Origin of the sequence: Haloarcula argentinensis DSM 12282, from assembly GCA_000336895.1 — an archaeon.
Taxonomy (GTDB): Archaea; Halobacteriota; Halobacteria; order Halobacteriales; family Haloarculaceae; genus Haloarcula; species Haloarcula argentinensis.
Genome location: AOLX01000023.1, coordinates 309299 through 333879, shown reverse-complemented (window position 1 = coordinate 333879; position 24581 = coordinate 309299). Strand labels below are relative to the sequence as shown.

General features: G+C 64.1%; 28 protein-coding genes. 19 read left to right on the top strand and 9 right to left on the bottom strand.

Features of this window, described 5'->3' with window-relative positions:
* Positions 1 to 11: 11 nt before the first annotated feature.
* From C443_RS14790 to C443_RS14775, 4 genes are all read left to right on the top strand, one after another.
* Positions 12 to 875, top strand: coding sequence for a CheF family chemotaxis protein (locus C443_RS14790; protein WP_005537361.1), 864 nt, complete (start codon positions 12 to 14; stop codon positions 873 to 875).
* A 52-nt stretch (positions 876 to 927) separates the two neighbouring features.
* Entirely contained in the window at positions 928 to 1317 is a 390-nt protein-coding gene (locus C443_RS14785; protein ID WP_005537360.1) for a 30S ribosomal protein S6e, read from the top strand.
* A gap of 5 nt (positions 1318 to 1322) precedes the next feature.
* Positions 1323 to 1751: a DUF7112 family protein gene (locus tag C443_RS14780; RefSeq protein WP_005537359.1), complete on the top strand. Its 429-nt coding sequence runs from the start codon at positions 1323 to 1325 to the stop codon at positions 1749 to 1751.
* A gap of 100 nt (positions 1752 to 1851) precedes the next feature.
* Positions 1852 to 2730, top strand: coding sequence for a CheF family chemotaxis protein (locus C443_RS14775; RefSeq protein WP_005537358.1), 879 nt, complete (start codon positions 1852 to 1854; stop codon positions 2728 to 2730).
* A gap of 25 nt (positions 2731 to 2755) precedes the next feature.
* Here C443_RS14775 and C443_RS14770 read toward each other — a convergent pair whose 3' ends face one another.
* Positions 2756 to 3178, bottom strand: coding sequence for a hypothetical protein (locus tag C443_RS14770; RefSeq protein WP_005537357.1), 423 nt, complete (start codon positions 3176 to 3178; stop codon positions 2756 to 2758).
* Between the two features lie 104 nt (positions 3179 to 3282).
* Between C443_RS14770 and C443_RS14765 the strand changes: the two genes are divergently transcribed.
* A complete protein-coding gene (locus tag C443_RS14765) occupies positions 3283 to 3714 on the top strand; it encodes a DUF5807 family protein (RefSeq protein ID WP_005537356.1) in 432 nt (143 codons plus the stop codon).
* 46 nt (positions 3715 to 3760) lie between these two features.
* Here C443_RS14765 and C443_RS14760 read toward each other — a convergent pair whose 3' ends face one another.
* Positions 3761 to 4852, bottom strand: a complete 1092-nt coding sequence (locus tag C443_RS14760) for a DHH family phosphoesterase (RefSeq protein WP_005537355.1) — start codon at positions 4850 to 4852, stop codon at positions 3761 to 3763.
* A gap of 43 nt (positions 4853 to 4895) precedes the next feature.
* Positions 4896 to 5360, bottom strand: a complete 465-nt coding sequence (locus tag C443_RS14755; protein WP_005537354.1) for a universal stress protein — start codon at positions 5358 to 5360, stop codon at positions 4896 to 4898.
* A gap of 124 nt (positions 5361 to 5484) precedes the next feature.
* Here C443_RS14755 and C443_RS14750 point away from each other — a divergent pair, with 124 nt between their 5' ends.
* The gene (locus C443_RS14750) at positions 5485 to 5925 is read left to right on the top strand and encodes a universal stress protein (RefSeq protein WP_005537352.1); all 441 of its coding nucleotides are present in this window, start codon (positions 5485 to 5487) and stop codon (positions 5923 to 5925) included.
* On the opposite strand, the gene C443_RS14745 is transcribed toward C443_RS14750, so the two are convergent.
* Entirely contained in the window at positions 5922 to 6443 is a 522-nt protein-coding gene (locus tag C443_RS14745; protein WP_005537351.1) for a GNAT family N-acetyltransferase, read from the bottom strand. The genes C443_RS14750 and C443_RS14745 overlap by 4 nt on opposite strands.
* A complete protein-coding gene (locus C443_RS14740; protein WP_005537350.1) occupies positions 6440 to 6811 on the bottom strand; it encodes a universal stress protein in 372 nt (123 codons plus the stop codon). The genes C443_RS14745 and C443_RS14740 overlap by 4 nt, the downstream gene beginning before the upstream one ends.
* Positions 6812 to 6926: 115 nt before the next feature.
* On the opposite strand from C443_RS14740, the gene C443_RS14735 reads away from it, so the two are divergent.
* Both C443_RS14735 and C443_RS14730 read left to right on the top strand, forming a co-directional pair.
* Positions 6927 to 7655, top strand: coding sequence for a DUF5806 family protein (locus C443_RS14735; RefSeq protein WP_005537349.1), 729 nt, complete (start codon positions 6927 to 6929; stop codon positions 7653 to 7655).
* An 11-nt stretch (positions 7656 to 7666) separates the two neighbouring features.
* Positions 7667 to 8092, top strand: a complete 426-nt coding sequence (locus tag C443_RS14730) for a hypothetical protein (protein ID WP_005537347.1) — start codon at positions 7667 to 7669, stop codon at positions 8090 to 8092.
* Positions 8093 to 8125: 33 nt separating this feature from the next.
* Here the strand turns inward: C443_RS14730 and C443_RS14725 are convergent, their stop codons facing one another.
* Complete coding sequence (locus tag C443_RS14725) at positions 8126 to 8644, bottom strand: DUF7529 family protein (protein WP_005537345.1); 519 nt, start codon at positions 8642 to 8644, stop codon at positions 8126 to 8128.
* Positions 8645 to 8730: 86 nt separating this feature from the next.
* Here C443_RS14725 and C443_RS14720 point away from each other — a divergent pair, with 86 nt between their 5' ends.
* The 5 genes from C443_RS14720 to C443_RS14700 all read left to right on the top strand — a co-directional run bounded on the left by C443_RS14720 (position 8731) and on the right by C443_RS14700 (position 15622).
* A complete protein-coding gene (locus C443_RS14720) occupies positions 8731 to 11403 on the top strand; it encodes a dipeptide ABC transporter ATP-binding protein (protein WP_005537344.1) in 2673 nt (890 codons plus the stop codon).
* 97 nt (positions 11404 to 11500) lie between these two features.
* Positions 11501 to 13228, top strand: coding sequence for an ABC transporter substrate-binding protein (locus C443_RS14715; protein ID WP_005537343.1), 1728 nt, complete (start codon positions 11501 to 11503; stop codon positions 13226 to 13228).
* 20 nt (positions 13229 to 13248) lie between these two features.
* Positions 13249 to 14331 (top strand): ABC transporter permease, encoded by a 1083-nt coding sequence (locus C443_RS14710; RefSeq protein ID WP_005537342.1) that lies wholly within the window; start codon positions 13249 to 13251, stop codon positions 14329 to 14331.
* Complete coding sequence (locus C443_RS14705) at positions 14328 to 15257, top strand: ABC transporter permease (RefSeq protein ID WP_005537341.1); 930 nt, start codon at positions 14328 to 14330, stop codon at positions 15255 to 15257. Before C443_RS14710 ends, C443_RS14705 begins: the two co-directional genes overlap by 4 nt.
* Positions 15257 to 15622, top strand: coding sequence for a DUF7268 family protein (locus C443_RS14700; protein WP_005537340.1), 366 nt, complete (start codon positions 15257 to 15259; stop codon positions 15620 to 15622). The genes C443_RS14705 and C443_RS14700 overlap by 1 nt, the downstream gene beginning before the upstream one ends.
* Here the strand turns inward: C443_RS14700 and C443_RS14695 are convergent.
* A complete protein-coding gene (locus C443_RS14695; RefSeq protein WP_005537339.1) occupies positions 15614 to 16945 on the bottom strand; it encodes a dihydroorotase in 1332 nt (443 codons plus the stop codon). The genes C443_RS14700 and C443_RS14695 overlap by 9 nt on opposite strands.
* Positions 16946 to 16969: 24 nt before the next feature.
* Positions 16970 to 17653, bottom strand: a complete 684-nt coding sequence (locus tag C443_RS14690; protein WP_005537337.1) for a lipoate--protein ligase family protein — start codon at positions 17651 to 17653, stop codon at positions 16970 to 16972.
* Positions 17654 to 18207: 554 nt separating this feature from the next.
* Here C443_RS14690 and C443_RS14685 point away from each other — a divergent pair.
* Positions 18208 to 19062, top strand: a complete 855-nt coding sequence (locus tag C443_RS14685) for a hypothetical protein (RefSeq protein WP_005537336.1) — start codon at positions 18208 to 18210, stop codon at positions 19060 to 19062.
* A 68-nt stretch (positions 19063 to 19130) separates the two neighbouring features.
* On the opposite strand, the gene C443_RS14680 is transcribed toward C443_RS14685, so the two are convergent.
* Positions 19131 to 19703, bottom strand: a complete 573-nt coding sequence (locus C443_RS14680) for a cysteine hydrolase family protein (RefSeq protein ID WP_005537334.1) — start codon at positions 19701 to 19703, stop codon at positions 19131 to 19133.
* Between the two features lie 147 nt (positions 19704 to 19850).
* Here C443_RS14680 and C443_RS14675 point away from each other — a divergent pair, with 147 nt between their 5' ends.
* The 5 genes from C443_RS14675 to C443_RS14655 all read left to right on the top strand — a co-directional run bounded on the left by C443_RS14675 (position 19851) and on the right by C443_RS14655 (position 24571).
* On the top strand, positions 19851 to 21308 hold the full coding sequence (locus tag C443_RS14675) for an Hvo_1808 family surface protein (protein WP_005537333.1): 1458 nt from the start codon (positions 19851 to 19853) through the stop codon (positions 21306 to 21308).
* Positions 21301 to 22662: an Hvo_1808 family surface protein gene (locus C443_RS14670; protein WP_005537332.1), complete on the top strand. Its 1362-nt coding sequence runs from the start codon at positions 21301 to 21303 to the stop codon at positions 22660 to 22662. The genes C443_RS14675 and C443_RS14670 overlap by 8 nt, the downstream gene beginning before the upstream one ends.
* A gap of 52 nt (positions 22663 to 22714) precedes the next feature.
* Entirely contained in the window at positions 22715 to 23878 is a 1164-nt protein-coding gene (locus C443_RS14665) for a nicotinate phosphoribosyltransferase (protein ID WP_005537331.1), read from the top strand.
* A gap of 34 nt (positions 23879 to 23912) precedes the next feature.
* Positions 23913 to 24197 carry a DUF6360 family protein gene (locus C443_RS14660; protein WP_004515308.1) on the top strand — a complete coding sequence of 95 codons (285 nt, stop codon included), beginning with the start codon at positions 23913 to 23915 and terminating at the stop codon, positions 24195 to 24197.
* 74 nt (positions 24198 to 24271) lie between these two features.
* The gene (locus C443_RS14655) at positions 24272 to 24571 is read left to right on the top strand and encodes a CPCC family cysteine-rich protein (RefSeq protein ID WP_049944076.1); all 300 of its coding nucleotides are present in this window, start codon (positions 24272 to 24274) and stop codon (positions 24569 to 24571) included.
* Positions 24572 to 24581: the final 10 nt, after the last annotated feature.

Sequence of the window (24581 nt, the reverse complement as noted above, 5' to 3'; positions counted from 1 at the left end):
CTGGCTAACCGATGAGCGATGGAGAACACGCACTGGTCGATACGAAGGGGAAGTTCGTCCAGGTCGTCTCGGATGGGCGCAAGCGCAACGACATCGAGTGGCTACCCGGCCGGATTCTCCTCTCGAACAAGCGCCTCGTCCTCGCGACCAATGACGGCAAGCGGACAATCCCGCTGTCGAAGGTCAGCAGCGTCACCGCCAGCCAGATGAACCAACCCCTCGCACAGGTGGACAGCTACATCAAGGTGCAGGCCGGCCGGAACGTGACGCTCATCTCGGCGAAGAAAGCCGATGAGTTTCAGGAGAAACTCTACAGCACGCTGCTTGACCAGACTGTTGTCCTCATCAATCATCCTGCAGTCAAGGGCGGCGTCGTGCAGGACGGCGGCTGGGAGAAGGGGCGGCTCAAACTCGACGGCGACTGCATCAATCTCGCCATCGCCAGCGGCACGTTCGTCGAACTGGACATCGACGACGTTGGGACCGTCGAGTCCAAGGAGAAGACGATCCGCGGCGACGAGCGACCGCTGTTGGAGGTCGAACACACTATCGAAGGGACCAGCGTCGAGACCCACATTTCGGGGACGCCGCGTCACGTCTCGCTCATCGAGGGGCTCGTCCGGCAGGGCGAGCAGCGCAACATCGCCGACGACGTGGACCTCTCCGACAAGGAGACGCAAGTGCTGATGGCACTGTACTCCGGCATCTCACCGTTCAAGATTCCGGACTTCGTCGATATGGAGATTGAGGAAGTCGAAGACGTGTACGACCGGTTGATGGAGGCCGATATCCTCGAACCGGTCCGAACACGCCGAGAGGTCCAGCTTGAGGCCCGTGGCCGCTCGATCGCGAGCGACGCGATGGCCGACCAGTGACCGGGACGGACGGTTCGACGCGTTTTTGAAGCGCGGTTGATTGAGAACAGGTATGGCAGAATTCACGGTTGCCGTCTCCGACCCGGAGGACGGCCACACCTACCAGATCGACGTTGACGGACAGGACGCAAACCGCTTCATCGGCCGCGAGCTCGGCGACGAGGTCGACGGCGGCGCTGTCGGCCTCGACGGCTACACGCTCGAACTGACCGGCGGCTCGGACACCTCCGGCCGACCGATGCGACCTGACGTTCGCGGCGTCGCGACGAAGGAGATCATGTCCGACGGCGGCGTCGGCTTCAAGCCGACCACCGACGGCGAGCGCAAGCGCATCACCGTCCGCGGCCGCGAGGTCAGCGACGACACGCGCCAGATCAACGCGAAGATCACGGCCCGCGGCAGCGATGACGTGGCCGACCTCCTCGGCGACGACGACGAGTAAGTCACGTGCCGGATCGCGTTCCCAGTGACCACGAAACCGTCGAGACGCATCGCGCTCCCGTCGAGTCGGTCGGTCGAACCGACCGACCGCGAGTCGTGCTCCCGGACGAACTCGATTTCGACGACGGCGACATAGTCCGCCTCGCGCTGGACGGCGACCGGTACCACGCCGTCGTCGAGACGAATCTCGACGGCGAGCCGGTAATCTCACACGTCGCCGACAACCGCCGGCTGGCCCGCGAACGGGACGGGACGAACCGCCTCGCGGAGTGGGTCGCCGATAGTGATGTCTCGCTTGGCGGCTCGGCGCACCTCGACGTGGTCACCGACGGAACCGAGTACGGCCTCCGAACGCCGGGCAAGCGCGTCGTCTATACAGCGACCGACGGACCGGACTCCTCGCTGTCTGACATCGCTCGAAATCTCGATAATTGACGCCGGTCGGCACTATTTTGCCGAATAAATCCGATTTTTGCTGCTGATACTCGCGCGAAACGCTCAATATCAGTGCTGATGTACATCGGGTAACGGACGAATGTCGGAATCAGTGATCGCGGATTTCGTCGGCAAATTCAACTCCGAAGTGGCCGGTCGGGGCGACCCTATCAGAGGTCGGATCGTCCTCTCGCAAAAGCGGCTGGTACTGGCCGCGAGCGAGGACGACAAGCTGACGATCCCGCTGGATTCGATTTTCGACATCGCCATCGGGCAGGTCCCACCCGACCTGGGCGATTTTTTCGACTCGACGGTGACGATTGCCTTCGAGCGCAAGGGGAAGCGACTCGTCGCGGCCATCGAAGCCGGCGACGAGAAAATCGAGAAGTTCGGCACGGTACTGTTCAAGGCGGTTATCAACGGCACCGAGACGACGGTCAAAGAGCGCGCCCGCGTCGGTGGTCGTGTCACCGACGAATCGTTCAAAACGGCGAAGCTGTTTCTCACGCCCGGTAACGTCGAGTTCCGGCGCAACGACGGGTCGTTCAACATCGATCTCAAGACAGTGTCAGACTTCGACCGGAACACGCGGGAAATTAACGGCAAAGGCCGGCCGGTGCTGACGGTCCGGCACATGAAAGACGGGACGGCCATGACGACGCTGGCTGCGATGGCATCGAACCGAAAGATGTCCATCCTCGGGCGCTACCTCCGCCGCGAGTACGCCGAGCTCATGGAGGAGCTCAAAGACGTCGAACTCACGAAGGACAAGAAGGAGGTGCTGGTCGCCATGTACTCGACCGGCGACATGGACGGGATGCCGCTTGCGAGTATTCTTGGCAAGGATTCCTCGCAGGTGTCGATGATTCTTCAGGACCTCTCGGCCGACGGCCTCGTACAAGACGGCTCCGACGGGCCGACGCTCACGCCGACTGGCAAGGTCGTCGCCAGCCGCCACCTCGAAGACGTGAACGCCTAATAACAGGGCGCTACCGCTCGTCGGCTTACTCCTCAGCTCCGACAATCGTACTAACTCTGGCGTTCTCCTTGAGCTTCAGCCCCGCGCCGCCGACCGATAGCGGCACGCGCGGAAGCGCATCGACGTCCAGCGTCGGGTGGAACGCGCCGCGTTCGAGCAGTTCCGTCCGCGGCTGGAGTGTCACCGTCGCCTCGCCGGTCATCGGCTCGTTGTACTCGATGAGGTACTGGCCGCCCCGCAGCGTCCACCACTCGTAGTCGTCGTCCGGGTCTCGCTTTTCGCTCGCGTGGGGCACCACTTCGGCCGCGTCGAGTTCGCCGCCGCCGAAATCGATGCGCCCCGGCTCGACGATCTCGTACACCGCAGCGACGGTGAGGTCGAACCCCGGGCTGTCGGTCTGGGTCGGTTCGTGGACGATGTCCGTGACGTACTCGGCGAAGTCGGTCATGTACGACTGTATGCCGTGAGCGTGCCTAAAAGTGAGGCTATGACGGGACAGTGACCTGTGGGAGGAACGCGGCACTTTTGCCCAGCGAGTGACTCCCTCTCTGCATGACCAAACACACGGAGTTTCTGACGGGTGAGCGGCCTGAAGACGTGCTGTTCTTCCTCCACGAGGACGCCGTTTCGAACCCGGGCGCACTGGCCGAGTACGCCGACGAAGTCGAGGACGGACACGTCCTCGTCCTGCCCGGCGATGACGGCCGGAGTGCGTTCCAGTCGGCGACGGGCATCGACCCGATGGGACTGGCCCAGCAGGCGATGGGCACCGGGGGCGACATCCACGACGACCTGACGGGTGCGGTCTGTCCGGTCGCAGAGGAGGAACCGGAGAGCGACCACACCACCCGCTTCGTCTTCGCCTTCGCCGAGGAACAGAACGAGGATGTGGGCGGCCTCTACGCTGAGGGCGACGTGGTCCACGCCTACGCGGTCTGTGCCTGCGGAGAACGGTACAGCGACAAGTGGGTCGTCGGGGAGTAGAATCGAGTCGCAGTAAACCAATTGAATCGATTACCGGAAACCTGCGTTACCGTTCGGTATCGACGCCTTCCTCCTCTTCTTCGGGCAACCGCCGGAACGCATCGACGATAGCCTGTTTCGCCACCGCACCCTGTGTCGTCCAGTGGTGAGCGTAGTCCATCATGTCGTCGTAGATGTCGGGCTTGCAGCCCGCGGCTTTCGGGTGGCCGCCGCCGTTGACCTGCTGGGCGACCTCGTGGGCGCGCTCGAAGCTGTCCGTCCCGCGAATCGAGGCGGAGCCGGCGGGCTTGACGATGACGGCGGCATCCGCGCCCTGCTCGCGGAGGGCTTCGGCGACCTCGTTCTGCGAACAACGGCCGTAGGTGACGCCAACCGTCCACTCGCCCACGTCGCGGAGTTCGGCCCGCTCAACGGCTTTCTCGATGAGCGCCTCCTTCTCGACGCGCTTCTCCTCGAGGTACTCGTGGAACTCCGGGGAGAGGTCGGGGCCGTGGTCGCGGACCGCCTCGATGTACTCCTCGGGTTCGCTCCAGTAGGACAGGTCAGCAAGGTCGTCGCTGCGAGGGTCGTCCCGTATCCAGAGGTCGTGGTCGCGGGTGACGGCGGCGAGGTCGGCCCACTGCTCGTCGAAGTCGTAGTCGAGTTCCGACAGCGCTACGTCGGCGGTACACACTTCGTCGGAGTTACCGACAGTGCGCTCGACGCCGGCCGCGTCCACGTCGTCGGCGAGGTCGTCAGGCCACTGGTGGTGGTCAAACCAGACGACCCGTTCGGCGGTGTCGACCAGCGCGTCAAGGGGGGCGATGTCAGACTCGCGGTCGGGACAGAGGTCACAGATGAAGACGGTCGCGTCGGAGTCGGCGTACTCAGCGGTCCATTCGAGCGCTTCCGTGAGTTCGTGCGGGCCGGCGGGCAGCAGCGCGCCTTCGTTGCGGGCCTCGCGAATCAACGCGGTACAGGCCAGTCCGTCTGCGTCCGGGTCGGCGATAACGATGACGCCGGCGTCCTGCAGCGTCTCGGCGGCTTCGGCTTCGGCTTGCTCTTCCTCGTAGGAATCCGGAATAAAGAACCCCTCACCGGGGAGTACGGATTTGCGGCCGATAGAGAGGCGGTCGTCGTCGATGAGCCAATCGTCCATGCCCCTGCAAGCGGGCGGGGCGTCAAGAAGCCGTCGGGTTCCGTTACACGTCCTCGCGCTCGGGGTTGGGTTCGCCTTCGAGCTGGCGGACCGTCAGCACTGGCATCGGGGCCTCCCGGACGAGTTCCTCGGCGACGCTGCCCAGCAGGTAGCCGTGTTCGCCGTGGCGGCCACGAGTCCCGCTGACGATGACATCGGCGTCGTGCTCCACCGCGTACGTGCAGATTTCGTCGGCCGGGTCGCCCTCCCGGACGGCAGTGACGAGCTCCTCGTCTGCCTCGGCGTCAGCGGCCTCCAGAATGAACGAGAGGGCGCGGCCGCCAGTGGTCGCCAGCGCGCGCTCCAGCGCCTCGCGAACCTCTTCGGGAGTCGTCTCGACCTCGCCGGTGTCGACGACGTACAGCCCGTGGACAGTTGCGTCGAAGCGTGCTGCCAGGTCCAGCGCTGCTTCAACGGCCCGCTCTGCGCTGCCGGAGCCGTCCGTGGCGATGACCACCGTATCGAACATACACCACGCATCGAAGCCGCGACTAAATACACTGTTGGTCACGGCGAGGGTCTCTCCATATGACACCGCATCACCGGCGCGAACCTCGGTGGATTTTTGCCGGCCGGGGCCGCACTGGCGAGTGATGGACATCGACCTCGTACTCGCGCCGGTCGACGGCAGCGACCAGTCGGAACGAGCGGCCGAGTACGCGATCGCCGTCGCGGAGCGGTACGACGCCGACCTCCACCTGCTGTTCGTCATCGACGAACGGCTCCACCGGGATATCGACAGCGGCGACGTGAGCGCGACCGCGATCGCCGAGGAGCACCAGGCGTTCACCGAGAGTATCCGAGAACGATTCCGCGACGCCCACGACGGCGTGTTCGAAACGTCGTCCGCGACCGCGTTCTCAGAGACGCGACTCATGCAAACGCCGGGCAGCGTCGTCCTCGACGTGGCAGAGGACCTCGACGCGGACTTCATCGTCGTCCCGCGCGAGGAAAGAAGCGAAGGCGAAGAGGCTGTCGGGCGCGCGGCGACCTACGTCATCGAGTACGCAAGCCAGCCAGTCCTCACCGTTTAAAGACGGATCGCCATCTCTATCTCGAAGCTCTCGGCGCTACTGATCTCGAACCCGACCTTCTCGTACAGCGATATCGCCGGATCGTTCCACCGCTCAACGGTGAGCCAGACGTGGTCGATGCCCTCGGTCTGGCCGTACCCCAGCAGCGTCTCGACCAGCGCCGTCCCGATACCAGCGCCCTGGTAGGCCTGTAGCACGAAGATAGCGAGTTCGTGCTCGTCCTCGTTGTCCGGGACCAGCGTCGCGTGGCCGGCGACGGTGTCGTCGTGTTTGGCGACGACGTTGACACAGTCGCCGTCGAGGATCGTTTCGAGCCACTCGCGGATAGCTTCCTCTTTGACCGGCGGGATGCCCTGCGCACGGTCGGCAGGGTCGAAATCGAGATACATCTCGACGAGGCTCTCCGTGTCGGCGTCGTCGGCGGGGATGACGTCGATGGGGCGGTCCTTGCGGTCGGTGATCGTCCGCGGCGGCTGTGGGAACGCTTCGGCGGGTTCGTCTGGATACGTGCGAGTCATCGGATGAGAGTCACTGGCGTCTGTGCGTTCAGCAGGACGAACTCGACGATGGGGCCGAGCTGTATCTTCCCGAGCGGCGAGCGGCCGCCACCGCCGAGGACGATCCTATCGAACCCCTCGCTCTCGGCGATGTTCACCAGCTCGCTTCCCGGCGAAGTGCCTTCGACGTGGCGGATCGGCGGCTCGAGCCCGCTTTCGTCGATATGCTCCTGTATCCGCTGCTTGACCGTCTCGAAGTCGGCGTCGATGTCGCCGTTTTCGAAGACAGCGACGGTCAGCTCGTCGCCTGTTTCCGATACGCGTTCGAGTGTCTCGGTCAGTGCCTGGTAGGACAGTTCGCTGCCCCCGACACCGAGCAGTAGTTTCATAGTCGGGCCATGCATGGGAGCAGTAAAAAAGCCACCCGGCCGAACTGTCGGTTGGAGACAATGACAGCGGGACGGCGGCGATACCCTTTTTCACCGCGGGCACGCATTCCCGGCTATGACTGAGGGCGCACCGCCGGACGAGACAGATGTCGAGGCGGCAGACGACGGATCGACCGGACACCAGTCGGACGAGCCGGCGGCCGCGGGTGACGGGGGCAACGACGCCACCACGGACAGCGACCCCGCTGACTCGGCCACTGAACAGACGGCCCCGGCCGAGCCAGCCAGCGAGACGGCGGTGTCCGAAGCCAGTGACATCCCGTCCGACGTACAGAAGTACGACCGCTTCAAGAAGATCGAGGGCGGGACCTACGACCGCGCGAACGACTTCCTGCGGGACCGGACGTACATCACCGCCCGCGAGTGGGCTATCGCCCGGCTCTGTGCCGACTTCCGGACCGAAACGGGCGTCGAGATGACGAAGATCGGGGAGAACCTCCCCGAACTCGTCCCGTTCATGACGGACACGTATACCCCACAGGCCGTCAACCAGGCCCGCGCTGCCTTCGAAGACAAGGTCCGGAAGGCCGGTGCGACGTTCCTCTACGGTGCGATGTGTGACTTCTTCACCGCCGAGGACCTCGACGACGTGATGTACGAGGCCACCGAGGTCGCGAAGTTCCTCCTCGAAGTCGAGGGCGTCGACCTCGCCGTCGAGGACGAGATGGAGGCCGAAGACCGGATCTCCTCGGTGATGCGAGAGGTCCGCGAGCAGTCGGCGGCGCTGCGACACGACGAGGTGTGTTGTCCGGAGTGTGGCAATGAATTCGAAGTTGACGAGTAGACACGGCTGAGATGGACGATATCGACCCCGGCGCACAGCCGTCGATGTCGGTCCACGAAGCGACACAAGAAGTGCTACGGACCGACCTGGCCATTGGCATCGGCGGGACGGTGCTTGGCTACGCGGAGGCAGGGACAGCACTGGTCGACGTACTGGCGGTGGTCGTCGGGTTCGGACTCCTGACGGGTATCACGGTGGCTGTCGTCGAACACGACGCGGTCCCGGGCGTCTACCCGGAGGTCGCCGCTCTGGCGGCGTTCATCGTGCTTTCCGGGGTTGTCGCCGGCCTCATGATGCTTTCCGAGGTGTCGGTGACACTCGTACTCGCGGCCGTTCTCTCGGGCTTCGGTGTCGGTGTCATCGGCAACCGGTTGCTCTACGGGATCGTTTTCGACGTGCCAGCGTACCGACTGAGCCGAGTCCGAGAGACCTCGTAGCTAAGCGGTCTGTGACCGATCCGGAACCAGGATTCACTCGGGGAAGAACGGCTCGGGGTCCTCGTGGGTGACGGTGACCACCTCATCGTCAGTGAGCGGTCGGATGTGCGAGTACAGTCCGTGGTCGGCGGCGACCTGCGAGAGGTCCGCGCGGTCGGTCTGGTCGTAGTACAGCGGCACGAGCACGGCGAGGTCGTCACCACATTCCAGCGCGACGAGCAGGAACACCATCCCGTCGTCTGTCGCCCGGAACACCTCGGAGCGGTCGACGGTACGGTCTTCGAGGGCGTCGGCGACCCGCCGGAATTCGTCGCCGGGAACCACGACATCGAAGCCGAGCCGCCGAGTTTCGGGCTCGTACTCGCCAGTCTGTTCGGCCAGCGTCCGCGGCTCACCGGTCAGCACCGCCACGTCGCCGGGGTGAAGTTCGATGGCCTCGCGCCCGTCGTCGCGGTACTGTGTCGCCGTGGCCGCCATGTCCTCGATGACCTGCTCCCAGTGACCGACGACACGGTCGAAGGGATTAGATTCGGGGTCGACAGGGTCGTTCATACGTCGAGTGTGGCGGCGGCCGGGATAAATTGTTGGTGGGACAGTGGCACAACAGTTTTACTGGTATTTTGAGAAGTGGGTGACAGATGCGCGACCTCTTAACATTATCCGACCTCCGAACCCAGTTCGAGACGGACCGCGGCACCGTCAAAGCCGTCGACGGCATCGACCTCACTGTCAGGGAGGGTGAAACCGTCGGGCTGGTCGGCGAGTCCGGATCGGGGAAATCCGTCACAGCGTTATCGGCGATGGATATCGTCGACGAGCCCGGACACATCGCCGGTGGGGAGATCCAGTTCGGTGCACTTGAGACAGTCACACGACTGTCTCGGCAGTATCCGAAGGAAGTACGGACGGTCGACAGTGACAGCGGTTTCATCACCATCGAGGCGGCGACGGTCGACCGGAGCCGTCTCCCCGAATCGGTTTCGACGACGGCTGACGACAGGACGCTCGCCGAGCAGTTCATTCAGAAGGCCCCGAAGAAGGCCCTCCCGGAGAGCGGCGACGCGCCCGTCACGATTACCGACGGCTACGTCGATCTGACGGCAGCCCCGGAGCGAGTGATGCGAGACATCCGCGGCGGCGATATGGGAATGATCTTCCAGGACCCGATGACGTCGCTGAATCCCGCGATAACGGTCGGGGAACAGGTCGCGGAGAGCCTGCGCCTCCACCGCTACGGGAGCAAGCGAAACGACTCGTGGTTCAACGCCGTCCGCGAGATCACGCCCTCGATCAGCCGGAGCGGCGAGATGGACGAAGAGGTCCGGTCGGACGTTATCTCGCTGCTGGAAGAGGTCGGTATCCCGGAGCCGGCCGACCGCGTCGACGAGTACCCCCACGAGTTCTCCGGCGGGATGCGCCAGCGCGTCCTCATCGCCATTGCGCTTGCGTGCCGCCCGAAGCTGCTCGTCGCCGACGAGCCGACGACGGCGCTCGACGTGACCATCCAGGCACAGATTCTGGACCTCATCGACGACCTGCAGGCGGACCTCGGGATGTCGGTGCTGTTCATCACGCACGACCTCGGCGTCGTCGCAGAGACCTGCGACCGCGTCGCTGTGATGTACGCCGGCGAGATCGTCGAAGAGGGGCCGGTCGAAGAAATCTTCCAGAACCCGTCACACCCGTACACGTACACGCTGCTGGAATCGATACCGGGCGAGGGAACGGAGCGGCTGACTCCAATCGAGGGGAACGTCCCCAGCCTCATCGACATGCCCGAAGGGTGCCACTTCGCCGATCGGTGTCCGTGGGCCCAGCCGGAGTGCCGTGAGGGCGATATTCCAGATCTCCAGCACGGCCCGGACGACGTCACCCACCGCTCGAAGTGTATCCTCGAATCGTTCGACACGAGCGAGTACGGCACCGGCGATACCGGCGTTGCCGCGACGGAGACGACGCGAACGGACAGACAGCTCATGGAGGTCGACGGGCTGAAAAAACACTTCTCGCGGGCTGACGACCTGCTGGACAAGTACATCGGGCGCGAACCAGAGTCGGTCAAGGCCGTCGACGGCGTCTCGATGGACATCTACGAGGGCGAGACGCTGGGACTCGTCGGCGAGTCCGGCTGTGGGAAGTCGACGACCGGCCGGACCATCCTCAGACTGCTAGAACCGACAGATGGGACCGTTGTCTTCGCCGGCCAAGACCTTTCGGAACTCGATAAAGGCGGCCTGCGGGAAGTCCGTCGGGATCTGCAGATGATCTTCCAAGACCCGATGTCCAGCCTCGACCCGCGGATGACCGTCGGCCAGACAATCATGGAGCCGCTGAAAATCCACGACCTGCCAGAGGACACCGGTGACGGCTCACGCCGCGAGCAACGGGTCGACCGTGTGGCCGACCTCATGGAGGCAGTGGGACTCGATCCAGACCAGTACGACCGCTACCCGCACGAACTGTCGGGCGGTCAGCGCCAGCGAGTCGGCATCGCCCGCGCGCTCGCCGTCGATCCCGATTTCATCGTCTGTGACGAACCCGTCTCGGCACTGGACGTAAGCGTGCAGGCCCAGATAATCAATCTCCTCGAGGATCTCCAGCACGAGTTCGGCTTGACGTATCTGTTCATCGCTCACGACCTCTCTGTGGTGCGCCACATCTGTGACCGGGTCGCGGTGATGTATCTCGGCGAGGTGGTCGAAGTCGCCGACACGCCGGACCTGTTCGCGGACCCGAAACACCCCTACACGCGGGCGCTCATGTCGGCCATCCCGGAACCGGACCCGACCGTGGAGGCCGATCGGATACTGCTGAAAGGCGATGTCCCGTCACCGATTGACCCGCCGTCAGGCTGTCACTTCCGGACTCGCTGTCCCGAGGTCATCCCGCCGGATATCGATATCGAGCAGGAGACGTATCGCGAGGTAATGGACTACCGGCAACGGGTCGAAGACGAGGCCATCACCATCGATGCAGTTCGGAAGCAGGCCGGAAACGACGACAGAGCCACAGCGGCGACGGACGGTGGCGCGGACCTCACCGAGCCGCCGAGCGGCAGGGGAGAGGTACCGATGGCAGCGTTCAAACAGACGATGTTCGACCGGTTCTTCGAAACGAGCCTGACCGGGGAGAACCGCCGCGTCGTCGAAACGTCGATTGAGCATCTCGCGGACGAGGACTGGGACGCCGCCGCATCGGTGCTACGGGATCGATTCGAAAGCGTCTGTGAGACACAGCACCCCGAACTGCAACCGGACTCCCATCCAGCAGCGTGTCATCTTTACGAACAGGAGGACGGAGACAGCAACTGACTAATATTACTTAGCTGCACATAACGCTCAGTAGATATATAACTGAATCATTGATCTATCCGGTACAATTATAATAGATCTGTTTGAAGAAAGTCCCATGTCATCCGGTGATTCTCTGGACAGACGGAGCTTCCTTACCGCGGCCGGCAGTGCCGCGGCAGCCGCAACGCTCGCAGGTTGTTCCGGCGACGGTGGCGATCGTGGCGGCACCGAAGGTGGAGACGGCGGCGACGGCACTGGTGGCGACGGCGGGGACGGTGGAAGCGACCAGACGCTCGTGTACGCCCGCGGTGACCACCCCGAGAACTACGACCCGCAGCAGTCGACCAGCGGCGAGGTGGCGAAGGTCACCAATCAGGTGTTTGACACCATCATCCAGTTCGCAGCCGGGAGCGGTGGCCAGCTAGAGGACGCACTCGCGACCGACTACACTCTTGAGGGCACCACCGCGACGCTGACGCTCCGAGAGGGTGTGATGTTCCACAACGGCGAGGAGTTCACCGCGTCGGACTTCAAGGCGACCTGGCAGCGGTTCACCCAGAGCGACTACGAGTACTACCTCGGCGACGATACCCGGTCGGGGTACGGTCCGTTCACGCTTGGCGACTGGATCGAAAGCGTCGACGCGAGCCAGGACTACGAGCTGACGATCGAGCTTACACAGCAGTTCGCGCCGTTCCTACGGAACCTCGCGATGTTCGCCTCGGCAGTCCTCTCGAAAGCCCAGATCGAATCGCTGGGCGACAGCCAGGCCGACCTCGGAAGCGAACCTGCTGGGACCGGGGCCTTCCAGTTCGACACGCTCGACAACCCGAACGAGCGCATCCGGCTGGCGGCCAACAACGACTACTGGGGAGACGGCCCGAACGTTGGAACGGTCATCTTCAAGACGATCACCCAAAACAGCACGCGAGTGCAGGACGTCATCAACGGGGACTCACACATCACGGATAATCTCGACTCCTCCGGATTCCAGCGCGCCGAGGAAAGCGGAACGGCGACGTTGTTGCGGAAGGACGGCATCAACCACGGCTACATGGCGATGAACATGGCCCGGTTCGAGCCGTTCCGAGACAGGCAGGTCCGTCAGGCCATCGCGCACGCCGTCAACACCGAGGCCATCGTCAACCAGATCTATCAGGGCTTTGCAACGCAGGCATCCCAGCCGCTCCCACCGGACGTGCTCGGGCACAACGACGACCTTGATCCGTATCCGACGGACAAGGAGAAGGCCCAGTCGATGCTCGAAGAGGCGGGCTACGGCGACGGCTTCGAGTTCGAACTCGCGACGTTCTCGAACCCCCGGGGATACAACCCCAGTCCGGTCAACACGGCGAACCAGGTGAAGTCAGACTTGGAGGAAATCGGTCTGACGGTCAACATCAACCAGTTCTCCAACTTCGGACCGTATCTGGACTACACGTCGGCCGGGAAACACGACGCCTGTTTCCTTGGCTGGTACACCGACAACGCCGACCCGGACAACTTCCTGTACGTCCTGCTGGACCCGCAGGTGGAGATGGACGCCGTGCCCGACGGGCAGGACTGGGTCAGTTTCGACGCCGACGGGTACAACACCCTCAACGTGTCCGGCTGGGCTAACGCCGACTACATGCAACTGGTCCGGGAAGCCCAGAAGACCTACGCGGAGGGCGACCGCGAGTCAATGTACGAAGAGGCCAGCCAGATAGCCTACGACGAGTCCCCGTGGGTGTTCATCGACTACGCTGAGACGCTTCGGGCGGTCAACGAGGCTGTCGTTGAGGACACCTACACGATCAGCTCCGTAGGTGGCCCGTATCTTAACACGGTCGAACTGCAGTAGCACTTCAAGAGAACCTTCGAATGAACTGGACACAGTCTCTTTTCAGGCTGGTCGAGCCGGTGGTACCGCCACGGTTCGTCATCAAGCGACTGCTGTTGCTCATCCCGGTGCTGTTCGGCGTGGCGTCGGTCGTCTTCGCGATTCTGCACCTCGCCCCAGGCGACCCTGCTATCGTTATCGCCGGCCAGCGGGCGTCGGCCGAACAGCTAGAGCAGATACGTGTTGAATTGGGACTTCGGCGGCCGCTCTGGGAGCAGTACCTGAGCTTCCTGTGGGACGCGGCGCGGTTCGACTTCGGCCAGTCCTACAGCATCAGCCGCGGGAACAGCGTCCGCTCGGTCATCTCAGACCGAGTCCCGATCACGCTCGAACTCGCAATTTACGGTCAGGCAGCAGGCATCCTGCTCGGCCTGCCGCTAGGCATCATCTCAGCGGTCAAGCAGGACTCACTGACCGACCACGTCACTCGGATCGGGGCACTGACTGGTATCTCAGTCCCGATATTCTGGTCCGGACCGCTGCTCATCTTGCTGTTTTCGACGTATCTCGACGTGTTCCCGACCAGTGGCCGCATCAAATCGACGCTGTTCCTGCCCGAGACATGGACGCTGTTCGGCCGTGAGCTGCCCCTGACCGGGATGATAACGCTCGATACGATCCTGCTCGGGAACACTGAGGCGTTCCTCTCAGCGGCGCATCACCTGTTCCTGCCGGCGGTGGTCATCGGCGTCTACTCGACGGCGCTCATCTCGCGGATGATGCGCTCCTCGATGCTCGAGGTCATCCGGCAGGACTACATCCGGACCGCGCGGGCAAAGGGTCAGGGCGCGAAGATCACGCTGATGAAACACGGCTTCCGGAACGCGCTGATTCCGGTCGTCACCGTCATCGGCATCCAGTTCGGCACGCTGCTGAGCGGTGCAGTCCTGACGGAAACCGTGTTCGGTATCAACGGGATGGGGCTGACTATCGTCACCGCCATCGGCGTCTCGGACTACCCAGTAGTTCAGGGAACGGTGCTCACCTTCGCCCTGCTGTTCACGCTCGTGAACGTCTTCGTCGATGTCACCTATAGCTATCTCGACCCACGGATTCAACAATGAGTACGGACACCGAGACACGGGGCACGCTGGGACGCCTGCGGGCGTCCCCGTTCCTCGCCGACCTGCTGACGAACCGCCTCGCCGTCGTCGGGCTGACGATCATCCTCAGTATGGCCGCTGTCGCCATCTACGCCCGTGTGACATACGATCTCGGCGCACTTGCCAGCTCACAGCTTGGCACCGAAATCGTGGACCGTGCGCCACCCGGCTGGTTCGGTCCCACGCCCGCGAACCAGCAGTTGTTCGGCACAGACACAGCGGCTCGTGACATCTACAAGCGGACCTTGTATGGTGCGTGGTTGGCCCTGAAGTTCGGGACGATCACGGTCGGGACCTCGACGACCGTGGGCGTCGGACTGGGGATTATTGCAGCATACTACGGCGACGTGACCGACAACGTCATCATGCGGACGATGGACGTGCTGCTGGCGTTCCCGCCGCTGTTGCTCGCACTCGCGCTGGTCGCCATTTTCCCGCGAGAACTCGGACTCTGGCGGGCCGTGGTGGCGCTCGTGCTGGTGTACACGCCGCGGTTCGCCCGGGTCGTCCGCGGAGCCGCGCTCAAAGTGCTCGAAGACGAGTACGTCGACGCCACGGTCGCGCTTGGCGCGACTGACCCGCGAGTTCTCGTCCGGCACATCCTGCCGAACACACTCGCGCCGATCACCGTCCAGTCCACACTGAACTTCGGGCTCGCCATCATCGACCTCGCGGCGCTGTCGTTCCTCGGGTTCGGCGCACAGGCCGGATCACCATCGTGGGGCCTGATGCTGTCCCGCGGCGTCGAGAACGGCCTGTTGACTGGCGAGTGGTGGCTCTATTTCTTCCCGGGGCTGTTCCTCGCTATCACCGTCCTCGGGTTCAATCTGCTCGGTGACGGGATGCGTGACGCGCTCGATCCGCGGATGCGCGACGCGATTGACTGATGGCACAGAGCGGTGACCCACCTCGGCTCCGGCAGTACGTCGTAGTCCGGGCGCAACTCGTGGGGAGCGGGCTGGTCGTCGGCCTCCTGCTTGGTGGCCTCGGAATGGCGGGCTGGACGCTCTATACCGGTGATGCACGGTCGAGTGAAGCGACGGTGTTCGCCCTCGGCGCGCTAGTGTTCGGCTTCGGCCTGCTTGGCTGGTCTGGGTCGATACTCGCCGGCCGCGGCATCGAAGCCATGCAGGAACATATGGGCACGCGCAGCAATTGGACCGAGCGCGATTCGCGGCGAGCGATGGCCCGGCTCTGTGGCGGTGGCGGTGGGATAATGGTCGGGACGTCAATCGTCGCCGCGTTACTCTAGCCGCTCGCTGTCCGCGCCACGGACATTCTCGCCCTGATGGTCGTAGAACACGTCTTCCTGTGCCGTTGTGTCGGCAGCGTCCAGCGCGTCGCCGCGCTCGTAGACGACCGCCCCACGGACCATCGTCCATTCAGGGAACACCGCATCGTATCCCTCGAACGGCGTCCAGTCGCATTTCGAGTGGAGCGCCGCACCGCTGATCTCACTCGTCTCGGTCGTGTCGACGAGCACGAGATCGGCGTCCTTGCCGGCCTCGATAGCCCCCTTCTGTGGCAGGTCGAACACGTCGGCTGGATTGCGTGCGGTGAGGTCTCGAACACGCTCGTAGGTGAGCCCGCTATCCGGGTCACGGGCTTCAGCCAGTAGGAGCGGGAGGACCGTCTCGACACCGGGGACGCCCGACGGCGCGTCCCAGATGCTGGCGTCTTTCTCCTCGCGGGTGTGTGGCGCGTGGTCCGTCGCGATCATGTCGACGGTGCCGTCGACGACGCGCTCGTAGAGCTTCTGACGGCGCTTCTCGCGGCGCAGAGGCGGGTTCATCCGCCCGAACGTTCCCAGTTCCGAGAGGTCACGCCGGGAGAGCAGCAGGTGATGTGGCGTCACCTCGGTCGTCATCTCGGCCTCACTGGCGATGTCGACGCCCTCCGGCGTGGACGTGTGGGCGATGTGTATCGTCGCGTCGTGTTCTTTCGCGACTGTACAGGCCCGCTCGACGGCCTCCGCTTCGGCCTTTGCAGTCCGGAACGCGCTCCAAGCGTCGGCATCGTCGCGGGCCTTGGCATCGTCGTTGAAGTAGTCGGCGTCCTCTGCATGGACGGTGACCGGTACGTCGTTGTCGGTGGCAGCCTCCAGCGCGTCGGCGAACAGGTCCGACTCGATACCCATGTCGCCGGTCGAGTCCGCGAGGAACACCTCGCCGAGCGCGAACAGTCGACGGCGCAAGAGGACGTTCGGAATCCAGTCAGCCGTCACACCGCCGTTGATGCCCCAGTCGACGACGGAGTCGGCAGCAAACTCGGCTTTCTGGTCGAACGACTCGCCGTCGATGGTCGGCGGGTCGGTGTTTGGCTGGTCGACGATGGTTGTGACGCCGCCGGCCGCCGCGGATCGGGACCCGCTCTCCCACGTCTCCTTGTGGGGGTAGCCGGGCTGGCGGAAGTGAACGTGCGCGTCGATCATCCCCGGGAACAGCCGCTTGCCGGTCGCTTCGATGACGTGCTGGTCGGACGCGTCGAGGTCACGGCCGACCTCGGCGATGGACTCGCCACGTACCCGGACATCCCGTTGGCGGCCGTCCGGCAGCGTCGCGTTACGAATGAGCATACGCCCAGTCGACCGGGCGCACCCCTAAGTCTCTCGGATAGTGCTCACCGACACGTCGCGACCGTCGGCAAGCGACCGCTCCAGCGCCGCGATGACCTGTTTGGGGTCGTCGGTTCCCCCAGCGTTGGCGATGCTACCGACGCTCTGTGGGTCGAAGGGGACATCAATCGCCTCGTAGATGGGGGCCAGCACCTCGGCGATAGCCTCGTGGTCCCGAACGACCACGATTCCGCCGACAACAGCGACGGACTGGCGGACACGCTGGGCGAGCCCCGCGATTTTACCGTCGGCCTGAATCGAGTGGCTTCCCGGACAGAATGCAGCGTCCGGTTCGCCGGTCCGGGGGGTGATACCGCGGTCGTCGATCGCACGCTTCACAGCGGTTTTAGCCCACTCGTAGCGATCGTCGATAGTCCCTCGCGGGTCCTCAGTCGGGACGGCGAGGGAGAACGAAACCGTCGACCCGGTGTAGGCGACTGCGCGACCCCCCACGGCGCGCTCGAGGACGGTGTAACCTCGGTCGCGAGCGGCCCGGCACGCCTGGTCGTAACCGTCGCTGTTCGCGTCCCGGCGGCCGAACGCAACCTGTCTGTGCGGTCGCCAGACTCGCAGGGCCGGCTCGCGGTCTTCGGCGACCGTCTCAGCCATCTCGCGGGTCCGCTCGAAGTCGGTTTCGGGGTCGGTGGCACGGCCCCGTAGCAGACGCATGATCGAGTTGTACGGTTCCTTTGGATTAAAACGGTCCGCTGGTCCGGTAGGTGACCCCGCAGCGGTGGATAGCGAACAGGCGACACATGACTGTCGCGGCGGGACGTGTCGCGCTCCCGCTGCCCCCGCCGCGGTCGTCGTCAGCGCACACGAAGCAGTGGCCCCGGCATGGGTCTTGAACTCTCGGACGAACCAGGATGCAGTAACGAAACAGGCCATCGTGATGCCGTGTCACCAGTTGTCAGAAGCAGAGAGCGAAGGAGACAGAGCAAGAGCAATCCACAGCCAGCGTTTGGTGTACCGCGCTCGAACTCTGTGAGAGCGCGGCTTTTCCGCCACCGAAAGACTCGCGAACTCGTCTTTCAAGCCTTGCTTCGTGGTTCGAGAGAGCTTCGCTCTCTCGTCATCACGAGGGGCGCTTGCGCCCCTCGAACGACTCCGCTCAGCAAGACCACGTTTTTCAAGCAGTGGTGGCGAGCATCGCGAGCCACCCGACGCAGAAAAACGTGGTCGTGGACGACAGAGCCATACCGACACACCCCTAATCGCCGTCGATGCCCGTCACGATACCGCGGGACGTGCTCTTCCAGTACTACCGGTTCTCCCTGTACAACTCGCCGTTCGACGCCCACGACGAGGGATGTGCCATCGACCTCTATCCCGAGGGCGAACGTGCACCGTCACCAGTCGCTGGCGAGGTGCTGGACACGAAAACAGTGCAGGCCCCGCCGAAGGCCTACGCCGCCGAGCACGACCACCTCATCTTGATCGATACCGGCGATACTGTGGCGCGGCTACTGCACGTCGACCCCGCTGTCGAGGCCGGCGAAACGGTCGCCGTTGGCGACGACCTCGGAGCGCTGGTCCGGGCAGGATTTTTCGCGCCGTGGGTTCCGAACCACATACATCTCGGCTTCCGTGACCCCGACGCGAACCCCTATCGGGCGTCGGGCTCACTGCCGGTCGACGTGGCCGTCGACGTGACGCCGCTGTCCTGGAACGGGACTGGTACCGTCGTCGACGGCGGCGAAACGTGGGTCCGACTCGACGAACCCGTACATCCGGCACCCGGTGAATCCTTCGCTGGCATCGCAAACGATGTTAACAGCGACGGCTCAAGCGTTCTCGACGGCGGCTTGCCCCACTACTCGGGCGGTGGTCTGCTGAGTCATGATGGGGTCGAAGCCGCGGCCCTTGCAGGCCAACACGTCGGGACAGCCGACGGCCGCACGGTCGCATGGGACGACGTAACCGTGCTGGCAAACGGCGAACCAATAGCGGGTATCGCACTGTTCTGTGGACGCAAGCGCTTCGGCGCGAAGCTCGTCGGCGAGGATATCGACCTCACCCGTGGTGACGAGGTGTGGGTGAGTATCGAACGAGGCGCGACCGGCGACGACGCCACGTAGCTACGACTCCCCGTAGCGGTCGGCGTGGGCCTGCTTCGCTTGTTCGTAGTCTGGATCCTTACCCCAAGTCAGGCGAACATGAGGTTGTCGCGGTCAGTCAGTTCACCGAATAGCCACTCAGCGTGGTCTAGTGCGTATTCGCGGTGTTCGTCCTCGATATAGCCGACGGCGTCCTCGACGAGAACTGGTCGGTAGTCTCGAAGGCCGGCACTGGAAGCGGTGTGGAGTACACAGACGTTCGCGAGCGTGCCACAGATAATCAAGTCCTTGACGCCGTGGGCGTCGAGCCACCCCTCCAGTTCCGTTTGGTAGAAGGCGTCGTAGGTGTGCTTGACGACGACGAGGTCCTCATCCTGTGGATCGAGTTCGTCGACGAGTTCGGCTTCCCACGAGTCTTCGACGACGTGTTCGCCCCACCGGTCGAACTCGTCGTAGTAGTGGGTGCCCTCGAACTGGTCGGGCGGATGCACGTCGCGGGTAAACACGACCGTCGCGCCGGCGTCGCGGGCACGGTCGACGAGGTCGGCACAGGGCGCGATGGCTGCTTCGCTGTCCGGTGCGTAGAGGCTTCCGTCGGGGTGGCAGAAGCCGTTCTGCATATCGACGACGACCAGAGCGGTCTGCGCTGGGTCGAGTTCCATACGGGAACCTTGGCAGGGCGCAACTACGAAAGTTACTCCCAGGGTGGGGACCGGGCGCCACAAACAGACGTAAAAATTCTTTTGGCTGATGAATGTGGTCACGATGAGCGTGTGACTTTTCACTGTGGTAACCTACCGTGAAGATAGATGCGCCGCCCTTTCGCCCTCGTCGTTCTCTGTGCCGTTGTGCTGTTACTTGCAGGCTGTCAGGCACCCAGTGTGTCGCCCGACACGGAGTCGGGCAACGCCGATCTGACGCCGAGCGAACCCGCGACCGACTACGGGAACAACGACTCCGCCCCGGGAGCACCTGCGACGGACCGGTTGGGCTACGAGAACGGCTACTGGTACAACGAATCGCTGTCAGTAACGACCGATGACGGACTGAACAAGACGGAGCGGGACGCCGTCGTCGCTCGGACGATGGCCCGCGTCGAGCGGATTCGCGGGCTGGAATTCGAGGAGACAGTGCCGGTCTCCGTCGTCTCGCGAGCCGAGTACCGCAACAACACGGGCGGCGGCGAGACCGGTGATTCGCTGCGTCGGTTTGACAACGCGAAGTTCGAGGCGCTGTTTTTCATCGGCGAGGACCGCGACTCCATCGCCGTCCAGAACAGCAACCGCGGGGAGAGCGTACTGGGCTACTACAGCAGCCAGCGCGGTGAGATCGTCATCGTCAGCGAGTCGGAGACGCCGACGATTAGCCGGGGGACGCTGGCCCACGAACTCGTCCACGCCCTGCAGGACCAGCACTTCGGGCTCGAAAGTGACGCGCGGACGCGGGATCAGGTCCAGGGTCGGAACGGCATGGTCGAAGGCGATGCCGTTGCTGTCACCCAAACCTACACCGACCGCTGTGGCGAGGCATGGCGCTGTATCGACAGGCCTTCCCGGAGCGGCGGTGGCGGCGGTGACCGCCACTTCGGTATCAACTTCATGCAGTATTTCCCCTACAGCGACGGGCCCGGCCTGATCGGAGATCTCCGAGAACGTGGCGGCTGGAGCGCCGTCAATGACGCGTACGACGACTATCCCGACGGGGCCGCCGAAGTTACCTATCCCGGGCGCTACACCGAGTGGGAACCCGAATCAGTCTCGCTTGCGGACCGGTCCAGCGACGACTGGGAGCGGGTCAGACCCTCGACTGACCGCGACCGACCCGACTACGCCGTCGTCGGCCCCTCTGCCATCGCCGGGTCGATGGCATACACCATCGCCGACGACTACAACGAGTCGAGCGTCGTCCAGACGCGAGATGTCATCAACTACGAGGACGGGTCACTGGACAGCGACGACCCGTATAACTACGACCTGCCCGCCACCGACGGCTGGGCGGGCGGCCGAATGTACGTCTACGACAACGGTGACGAGACGGCCTACGTCTGGAAGACGACCTGGGCCAGTGAGGCCGATGCCCGCGAGTTCGCCGACGCCTGGGAGGCGGTGATCGCTCACTGGGGCGGCACTCGAACCGCAGAGGGCCACTGGGTTATCGAAGAAGACAGTCCCTACACCGACGCTGTTTCGGTCAGGGTCGATGGGGACACGGTCACCGTCGTGAACGCACCGACAGCCGACGAACTGAGCGAGGTTCACGATGCGTAAGGAACTACTCATTGCGCTGGCGGTCGTCTTGGCGGGCTGTACGGTCCCCTCCTTCGGCGGTAATGATCACCCCGAGACGCCGACCGGCGAAGACGCCATCGGCTACGAGAACGGCTACTGGTACGACGACTCGGTGTCGGTGACGACCGACGACGGATTGAACAAGACAGAGCGAGCAGCTGTCGTCGCCCGGACGATGGCCCGCGTCGAGCAGGTCCGCGATTTGGAGTTCAAAGAGTCTGTCCCGGTTTCGGTCATCTCCCGAGCCGAGTACCAGAACCGCTCAGGTGGCAACGACGGCGGCGGTAGCGGCCGGCCACAGGACCCCTGGAACGATCAGGTGTGGGAATCACTCCTGCTCATTGGCGAAGACTCCGGCAGCAGCGACGAAATCGACGACACGCTTTCGACGACAGTCCAGGGGTACTACTCTCCGAGTCGGGATGAGATCGTCATCGTCAGCCCGACGGAGACACCACAGATCGACCGGCGGACGCTCTCACACGAACTCGTCCACGCCCTGCAGGACCAGCACTTCGGGCTGAACGGCTCCGCGAAGACCCAGGACACACAGCTGTCACGGCAGGGCGTCACCGAGGGCGAGGCCAACTACGTCCGCATCCTCTACGAGCGACGCTGTGGTGACGGCTGGGGCTGTATCGCACTTCCAGACCGGACCAGTGACGACGGCGGAAGCAGCGACGGAGACGGCGGCAGTCAGGAACCGAGCTACAACGAGGGGCTGTTCACCGTCCTCTACCAGCCCTACGTCACCGGGCCGCGGTTCGTCGACCAGGTTCGCTCTGACGGTGGCTGGGACGCCGTCGACGCCCTCCACGACGACTTCCCCGACAGCACTGAGCAGGTGCTCCACCCGGAGAGGTATCCAGACGAAAAACCAGTGAATGTCAGCGTCGCGGACCGCTCGACCGAGGAATGGAGTCGCTTCGACCACGACCCGGTCGGCGACACGGTCGGGGAGACCTCGATTTACGCGATGATGTACCACAACGGCCGGACGGAGGGCGACCGCTACAGCTACGAGAGCGAAATCTCGGCTGGCTGGGGCGGTGACCTCGTCGTGCCCTACCGCAACGGCTCGGGCGGCTACGGCTACGTCTGGGAGACCCGCTGGGATACCGAGGAAGACGCCAGCGAGTTCGCACAGGCCTACCGGGCGGCGCTGACCGAGGAACACGACGCCAGCCAGCCCCAGAGTGACGTCTACGTCGTCCCAGCAGACGACCAGTTCAACGACGCGTTCCGCGTGGTCCGGTCGGGCAAGACCGTCCGCATCGTCAACGGCCCGACAGTGAGTGATCTCGACGATATTCACCGGCAAGCGGAGTCTTGAGGGGCAGTCGCCGACCGGACTGCTTTTTTCGCCACACTGAAAACACCGTGCCATGAGCGAGGAGTTCGACATCGTCTCACCAGAGGCGATTCGCGAGGGGCGGGCGACCGACGCCTACTTCGACCGGACGATGGAGGCGCTGGAACACGCAGGCAAGAACCCGGACGTGGTCGCCGAGGTGACGGCGAACCAGTTCGCAACGGGCCGGTGGAAGCTGCTGGCGGGGCTGAAAGACGCCACCGCGTTGCTCGAAGGACGGAGCGTCGACGTTGACGCGCTCCCCGAAGGACAACTGTTCGACGGTGGCCCGGTGATGCGAATCGAGGGGTCGTACCGTGAATTTTGTCGCCTGGAGACGGCACTCCTTGGCTTTCTCTCACACCCGACTGGCGTCGCGACGCGGGCATTAGAGGCACGCCACGCCGCGCCGGAGTCAACGGTGCTCTCCTTTGGCTCGCGCCACGTCCACCCCTCTATCGGCGCGATGGTCGAGCGGTCGGCGTTGCTGGGCGGGCTCGACGGCATCTCGAACGTCGCAGCGGGTGAGGTCATCGGCCGGGAGGCCGGCGGGACGATGCCCCACGCGCTCATGATCTGTTTCGGCCGCGGAAATCAGGAACAGGCGTGGCAGGCGTTCGACGCCGCCGTCCCCGAGGAGACACCGCGCATCGCCCTGACTGACACCTACAGCGACGAGGCCGACGAAGCGCTCCGTGCGGCGGAGGCCGTCGATGACCTCGCCGGCGTCCGGCTGGACACGACTGGGTCACGCCGCGGTGACTTCCGCCACATCGTTCGAGAGGTGCGCTGGACGCTGGACGCCCACGGCCATGATGACGTGGATCTGTTCCTCTCCGGGGGTCTGACCCCGACAACCCTGCGAGAACTTCGGGACGTGGCCGACGGCTTCGGTGTCGGGAGCTACGTCGCCAACGCCGACCCGCTGGATTTCGCACTGGACATCGTCGAAGTGGACGGCGAGCCTGCGGCCAAGCGGGGGAAGCTCACCGGGATGAAGTCGGTGTACCGCACCGCCGACGGCGGCCACCACATCGGTCTGGCCGACCGTGATGGGCCGGAAGACGCCGAGTCGCTACTCGAACCACTGATTCGTGACGGAACGGTCGTCAGGGAGTTCGACCTCGATGCGGCCATCGACCGCGCGGCGGCGGACGCCGAGCGAGTCGGCTACGAGGGCGTCACCGCCGAGGAGTAACGTGCGTTAAGTCTCCGGCCCGCGAACAGGCGGTATGGTCGACCGCATCATGAAGGTCAACGCGTACACGACCTTCGACCTGCTCGACGGTGAGGTAGAGGGCCACGGCTTCGAGGAGGAGGCACTGGCCGTCCTGAACGTGACTGCGCCGCGAAAGAACCCGGACCACGTCGAACTCCAACTGGAGATGGACAACACCGATCTCGACGCGGTGAAGCCACACGCGGATTCGGTGACGCTGTCGGCGGCCCAGGCCCGCGAACTGGCCGCTGAACTGGAGGAGTACGCGGAGAAAGTCGAAGACGCACAGTCGGAGTAGTCTGTCCGTCGCAGCGATAGTCATGCATCGCCCGGTTCGGTAATTCTATGGTGTGAAGGCACATACCACGAAATATGTCAACCGAGACGCCCGGTAATCCAGCCGCACGGGAGCTGGGCTATTGCCCGTGTTGTGGCTACCAGACACTCCCGGAGGGGCGGCCCGGGTCGTACGAGATGTGTCCGGTGTGTCACTGGCTCGACGACCCTATCCAGTTCGGCGACGCGGAGTTCGTCAGCGATACAAACCACGTATCACTGACGGAAGCCCGGGAAAACTTCCGCGAACACGGAGCGTGTGCCCCCGATGAGGCCGAGGACTGCGAGGAGCCGACAGACCTCGACCGCGACCCGAACTGGCCCTACGAAGAATAGTGGACACGAA

What these genes read in the sequence shown, in the direction of transcription:
- C443_RS14790 (WP_005537361.1), top strand. Translation starts at nt 12, where the DNA reads ATGAGCGATGGAGAACACGCACTGGTCGATACGAAGGGGAAGTTCGTC.
- C443_RS14785 (WP_005537360.1), top strand. Translation starts at nt 928, where the DNA reads ATGGCAGAATTCACGGTTGCCGTCTCCGACCCGGAGGACGGCCACACC.
- C443_RS14775 (WP_005537358.1), top strand. Translation starts at nt 1,852, where the DNA reads ATGTCGGAATCAGTGATCGCGGATTTCGTCGGCAAATTCAACTCCGAA.
- C443_RS14770 (WP_005537357.1), bottom strand. Translation starts at nt 3,178, where the DNA reads ATGACCGACTTCGCCGAGTACGTCACGGACATCGTCCACGAACCGACC.
- C443_RS14765 (WP_005537356.1), top strand. Translation starts at nt 3,283, where the DNA reads ATGACCAAACACACGGAGTTTCTGACGGGTGAGCGGCCTGAAGACGTG.
- C443_RS14760 (WP_005537355.1), bottom strand. Translation starts at nt 4,852, where the DNA reads ATGGACGATTGGCTCATCGACGACGACCGCCTCTCTATCGGCCGCAAA.
- C443_RS14755 (WP_005537354.1), bottom strand. Translation starts at nt 5,360, where the DNA reads ATGTTCGATACGGTGGTCATCGCCACGGACGGCTCCGGCAGCGCAGAG.
- C443_RS14750 (WP_005537352.1), top strand. Translation starts at nt 5,485, where the DNA reads ATGGACATCGACCTCGTACTCGCGCCGGTCGACGGCAGCGACCAGTCG.
- C443_RS14745 (WP_005537351.1), bottom strand. Translation starts at nt 6,443, where the DNA reads ATGACTCGCACGTATCCAGACGAACCCGCCGAAGCGTTCCCACAGCCG.
- C443_RS14740 (WP_005537350.1), bottom strand. Translation starts at nt 6,811, where the DNA reads ATGAAACTACTGCTCGGTGTCGGGGGCAGCGAACTGTCCTACCAGGCA.
- C443_RS14735 (WP_005537349.1), top strand. Translation starts at nt 6,927, where the DNA reads ATGACTGAGGGCGCACCGCCGGACGAGACAGATGTCGAGGCGGCAGAC.
- C443_RS14730 (WP_005537347.1), top strand. Translation starts at nt 7,667, where the DNA reads ATGGACGATATCGACCCCGGCGCACAGCCGTCGATGTCGGTCCACGAA.
- C443_RS14725 (WP_005537345.1), bottom strand. Translation starts at nt 8,644, where the DNA reads ATGAACGACCCTGTCGACCCCGAATCTAATCCCTTCGACCGTGTCGTC.
- C443_RS14720 (WP_005537344.1), top strand. Translation starts at nt 8,731, where the DNA reads ATGCGCGACCTCTTAACATTATCCGACCTCCGAACCCAGTTCGAGACG.
- C443_RS14715 (WP_005537343.1), top strand. Translation starts at nt 11,501, where the DNA reads ATGTCATCCGGTGATTCTCTGGACAGACGGAGCTTCCTTACCGCGGCC.
- C443_RS14710 (WP_005537342.1), top strand. Translation starts at nt 13,249, where the DNA reads ATGAACTGGACACAGTCTCTTTTCAGGCTGGTCGAGCCGGTGGTACCG.
- C443_RS14705 (WP_005537341.1), top strand. Translation starts at nt 14,328, where the DNA reads ATGAGTACGGACACCGAGACACGGGGCACGCTGGGACGCCTGCGGGCG.
- C443_RS14700 (WP_005537340.1), top strand. Translation starts at nt 15,257, where the DNA reads ATGGCACAGAGCGGTGACCCACCTCGGCTCCGGCAGTACGTCGTAGTC.
- C443_RS14695 (WP_005537339.1), bottom strand. Translation starts at nt 16,945, where the DNA reads ATGCTCATTCGTAACGCGACGCTGCCGGACGGCCGCCAACGGGATGTC.
- C443_RS14690 (WP_005537337.1), bottom strand. Translation starts at nt 17,653, where the DNA reads ATGCGTCTGCTACGGGGCCGTGCCACCGACCCCGAAACCGACTTCGAG.
- C443_RS14685 (WP_005537336.1), top strand. Translation starts at nt 18,208, where the DNA reads ATGCCCGTCACGATACCGCGGGACGTGCTCTTCCAGTACTACCGGTTC.
- C443_RS14680 (WP_005537334.1), bottom strand. Translation starts at nt 19,703, where the DNA reads ATGGAACTCGACCCAGCGCAGACCGCTCTGGTCGTCGTCGATATGCAG.
- C443_RS14675 (WP_005537333.1), top strand. Translation starts at nt 19,851, where the DNA reads ATGCGCCGCCCTTTCGCCCTCGTCGTTCTCTGTGCCGTTGTGCTGTTA.
- C443_RS14670 (WP_005537332.1), top strand. Translation starts at nt 21,301, where the DNA reads ATGCGTAAGGAACTACTCATTGCGCTGGCGGTCGTCTTGGCGGGCTGT.
- C443_RS14665 (WP_005537331.1), top strand. Translation starts at nt 22,715, where the DNA reads ATGAGCGAGGAGTTCGACATCGTCTCACCAGAGGCGATTCGCGAGGGG.
- C443_RS14660 (WP_004515308.1), top strand. Translation starts at nt 23,913, where the DNA reads ATGGTCGACCGCATCATGAAGGTCAACGCGTACACGACCTTCGACCTG.
- C443_RS14655 (WP_049944076.1), top strand. Translation starts at nt 24,272, where the DNA reads ATGTCAACCGAGACGCCCGGTAATCCAGCCGCACGGGAGCTGGGCTAT.